The organism is Sphingomonas sp. CFBP 13706, from assembly GCF_014842355.1.
GTDB classification, from domain to species: Bacteria; Pseudomonadota; Alphaproteobacteria; order Sphingomonadales; family Sphingomonadaceae; genus Sphingomonas; species Sphingomonas aerolata.
Genome location: NZ_JACYVM010000039.1, coordinates 1 through 3856 on the forward strand (window position 1 = coordinate 1; position 3856 = coordinate 3856).

The following is a 3856-nucleotide window of genomic DNA, read 5'->3' on the forward strand; positions in this document are numbered from 1 at the left end:
ACGCGCAGGGGCAGTTCGTCCCCGCTGGATCGTGGCTGCCGATCATCTTCAACCCCAGTTTCCCTTACCGGCTCACGCACACGGTCATCGCCGCCTTCCTGACGACGGCGCTGGTCGTCGCCGGGGTCGGCGGCTGGCACCTGTTGCGCGACCGCGCGAACCTCGGCGCCCGCAAGATGCTGGCGATGGGCCTGGGCATGGTCGCGGTGATGGCGCCGCTGCAGATCCTCGCCGGCGACGAGCACGGGTTGAACACGCTCGAGCATCAGCCCGCGAAGGTGCTGGCGATGGAGGGCCATTACGACGCTCATCCCGACGGGGCGCCGCTCATCCTGTTCGGGCTGCCGAGCGACCGCGACGAACGGGTCCGCTACGCCGTGGAGATACCGAGGCTCAGCTCGCTGATCCTGCGCCACGATCCGAACGCCCCGCTGCCGGGCTTGAAGGATTTCGCGCGCGATCGACGCCCCCCGGCAGCGATCCTGTTCTGGTCGTTCCGGATCATGGTCGGGCTTGGACTGGCGATGCTCATGCTCGGCGTATGGGGTCTGTGGGCGCGGTGGCGACGCCGGTTGTACGACACGCCCTGGCTGCACCGTGCGGCCGTGGCGATGGGCCCGGCGGGCTTCGTGGCCGTGCTGGCGGGCTGGATCACGACCGAGGTCGGGCGACAGCCATGGGTGATCTACGGCCACATGCTGACGGCGGACGCTCGCTCCCCGATTGCGGCGCCGGCCGTGGCGGCCTCGCTCGCAGCCTTCGTCGTCGTGTACTTCGCGGTCTTCGGCATGGGCGTCCTCTACGTCCTTCGCCTGATCGCCAAACCACCCGAGGCGCATGAGGCCGAACCGCGCCGCACGCCCCGCCATGCCGGCGGCATCACGCCAGCATCTGCCTTCGAGCCGACCAGCAAGGAGAAGGACGCATGACCGGCCTTACGTACAGCCTGGACCTTACGGTCGTATGGGCGGTCATCATCGCTTTCGGCATATTCGCCTATGTCGTCATGGACGGGTTCGATCTCGGCATCGGCATCCTGTTCCCCGGCTTCGAGGTCGGGGCAGAGCGTGACGCGGCGATGAATTCGATCGCGCCGGTGTGGGACGGGAACGAGACGTGGCTGGTGCTTGGTGGTGGCGGGCTCTTCGCGGCCTTCCCCCTTGCCTATGCGATCATCCTACCCGCCACGTATCCCCTGGTGATCGCGATGCTATTGGGCCTGGTGTTTCGCGGGGTGGCGTTCGAGTTCCGCTGGCGCGATCCGGTGCACAGACGTTGGTGGGACATGGCCTTCACGTTGGGTTCTCTCGTCGCAGCGATCGCCCAGGGCATGATGCTAGGCGCGATCCTGCAGGGCATCCGGGTCGTGGGCCGTGCCTTTGCCGGGGGATGGCTGGACTGGCTCACTCCGTTCACCGTCCTGACCGGTATCTCGGTAGCCGTCGGCTATGCGTTGCTCGGCGCGACCTGGCTGATCGGCAAGACGGACGGTCCCGCACAGGCTCATGCACGGCGGATGGCCAGGATGCTGAGCATCGCTACGGTCGTGGCCATGACCGCGGTTAGCGCAGCGACGCCGTTCCTCAGCTACGACTATTGGCGACGCTGGTTCGCGATGCCGGGCGTCCTGCTGACAGCGCAGGTGCCGTTGCTGGTCGTCGTGATCACCGGAGTCCTTTTCTGGTCGATCGCCCGCGGGCGACACAAGCTGCCCTTCCTCGCGTCGCTGGCGCTGTTCCTGTTGGGATACGTCGGACTGGGCATCAGCGTCTTTCCCTACGTCGTGCCGCGTGCCGTCACGATCTGGGCAGCTGCGGCTCCGGCGCAGAGCCAGTTGTTCATGCTGGTCGGGACCGTCGTCATCATCCCGATCATCATCGCCTATACCGGTTGGGCCTATTGGGTGTTCCGAGGCAAGGTCGGCGAGGGGTATCATTGATGGCCGCGCCCGGATCCCGGCTCGTCCGACGGCTATGCTGGCTGGCGGTGATCTGGACCGCGAGCGTTCTGGCGCTCGCAGCGGTCGCCTTCGCCATTCGTACGGTGCTGCTCTAGTTGTCCCCTGTTCGTCGGCAGGCGAGCCGGCAGGGCGGCTCACCGGATGCGGCTGATTTCCGACGTCTGTCGGGTTGCGCCGACTGTCCGTTATGGGCGTAAGCGGAAGGGAGGGTATGGAGGGGACAGCGCAATGGCGGCATCTCGGTTCCGCACCACGGCAAATCAGCTCGAAACGAGCACCCCAAGATGTGAGCTGCTGCCGGTTCCGTGGACACCGAGATAAGGTGTTTTTGGAACCGAAGAATGGAGATGCAACGACGGAAGTTCAGCCGCGAGTTCAAGCTCGAGGCGGTGAAGCTGGTGCGGGAACGCAGGGTATCGGTATCGCAGGCGGCGCGCGATCTGGACCTGCACGAGAACGTGCTGCGCAAGTGGGTGCGCGAACAGGCGGCTGACCCGGGATCGGCGTTTCCCGGACACGGCGTGCTGAAGCCCGAGCAGCAGGAGATTGAGCGGCTGCGCCGCGAGTTGGCTAGAATGAAGGCCGAGCGCGACATCCGAAAAAAAGCGGCAGCCTACTTCGCCAGGGACTCGATATGAGGTTCGAGTTCATCGCGAAGCACCGAGGGATCTGGCCGGTGTCGTAGATCTGCGAAGCGCTCGGTGTTTCGCGCAGCGGCTTTCACCTGGCTAGTTCGGGCGCCCAGCAAGCGCGCCCGTAGCGATAAGGAGTTCGGCGCCAGCGTCCGCGCAAGCTTCATCTCCAGCTATCGCACCTACGGCGCGCGGCGCGTCTGGCACGACCTTCTGGCCGAAGGCCTTTCATGTGGTCTGCATCGCATCGAACGGCTGATGCGTGTTCATGGCCTGAGGGCCCGTCCGCGACGACGTGGCTTGCCCAAGGACGACGGCCTGCGGTCGGTCATTGCCGAGGCACCCAACCAGAGGTGGATCGCCGACTTCACCTACATCTGGACGGCCGAAGGGTGGCTTTACGTCGCTGTCGTTATCGACCTGTTCTCGCGCCGCGTGGTCGGATGGTCGATGAGCGACACCATGACCGCTCAGCTCGTGACCGATGCGCTGATGATGGCGATCTGGCGACGCGGAAAGCCTAACGCCCTGCTGCATTACTCGGACCAGGGCAGCCAATACACGAGCGAGCAGTTCCAGCGGTTGATGGCCGACAATGGCGTCACCTGCTCGATGAGCCGGTCAAGCAACGTCTGGGACAACGCGGCAATGGAGAGCTTCTTCTCGTCGATGAAGACCGAACGGATCGGCCGGAAGACATATCGAACGCGCAATCACGCGAAGGCGGACGTGTTCGATTATATCGAGCGCTTCTACAACCCGACACGCCGGCACTCGACGCTGGGCTATCTCAGCCCCATGGACTTCGAGCGGCAAGAGCATGTAGCCTAACTTCGTGTCCATGAGACCGGCAGCAGCTCATACATGCTTATTTTAATATAAGCCGCCTTCTTCTCGCTCTTCCGCGCCTTCCTTCTGCGCTTCCTCAAGAATGCTTGGCTTTTTTTCGTCAGCGATTGACTTATCCTCTAAGGTAATTTCCGGCCCTTTGTTGTCCTCCGGAAGTTCATTGACGTCGGTTTCAAAACCAGGGTCTTCTGATTTCGGTGTGGTCATCATGCTTGCTCTCCTTCACCACACCGAACGATCCAAGAAACCGCTCGGTTGCGAACCGGCGGTCGATACCCGACACCCGCCCGCAAGCCCTCGCGTTACCGCTCCTGACGAATTCGATGATGGCGTAGCGTCGGAGGACCGATAGTCGAATGGACCCAGAAGTGGACATTCGCGAGCCATTCGCGGCCGCCCAACTTCGTTGGGGTGG

The 3856-nt window shown here is 63.8% G+C and carries 6 protein-coding genes; 5 read left to right on the forward strand and 1 reads right to left on the reverse strand.

Going from position 1 to position 3856, the window contains the following annotated elements; translation table 11 throughout:
- The 5 genes from IFS44_RS21395 to IFS44_RS21410 form a co-directional block, all read left to right on the forward strand.
- On the forward strand, positions 1 to 929 hold a 929-nt coding region (locus tag IFS44_RS21395; protein WP_192100121.1), incomplete at its 5' end, for a cytochrome ubiquinol oxidase subunit I.
- Positions 926 to 1939, forward strand: coding sequence for a cytochrome d ubiquinol oxidase subunit II (gene cydB, locus IFS44_RS21400; RefSeq protein WP_192100123.1), 1014 nt, complete (start codon positions 926 to 928; stop codon positions 1937 to 1939). The genes IFS44_RS21395 and cydB, both read left to right, overlap by 4 nt.
- The gene (locus IFS44_RS21405; RefSeq protein ID WP_192100125.1) at positions 1939 to 2055 is read left to right on the forward strand and encodes a DUF2474 family protein; all 117 of its coding nucleotides are present in this window, start codon (positions 1939 to 1941) and stop codon (positions 2053 to 2055) included. The genes cydB and IFS44_RS21405 overlap by 1 nt, the downstream gene beginning before the upstream one ends.
- Before the next feature lie 246 nt (positions 2056 to 2301).
- Positions 2302 to 2598 carry a transposase gene (locus tag IFS44_RS22700; RefSeq protein WP_274604264.1) on the forward strand — a complete coding sequence of 99 codons (297 nt, stop codon included), beginning with the start codon at positions 2302 to 2304 and terminating at the stop codon, positions 2596 to 2598.
- A 63-nt stretch (positions 2599 to 2661) separates the two neighbouring features.
- Positions 2662 to 3423, forward strand: a complete 762-nt coding sequence (locus IFS44_RS21410) for an IS3 family transposase (RefSeq protein WP_342366536.1) — start codon at positions 2662 to 2664, stop codon at positions 3421 to 3423.
- A 42-nt stretch (positions 3424 to 3465) separates the two neighbouring features.
- Here IFS44_RS21410 and IFS44_RS21415 read toward each other — a convergent pair whose 3' ends face one another.
- A complete protein-coding gene (locus IFS44_RS21415) occupies positions 3466 to 3651 on the reverse strand; it encodes a hypothetical protein (protein ID WP_192100127.1) in 186 nt (61 codons plus the stop codon).
- Between the last annotated feature and the right edge of the window lie 205 nt (positions 3652 to 3856).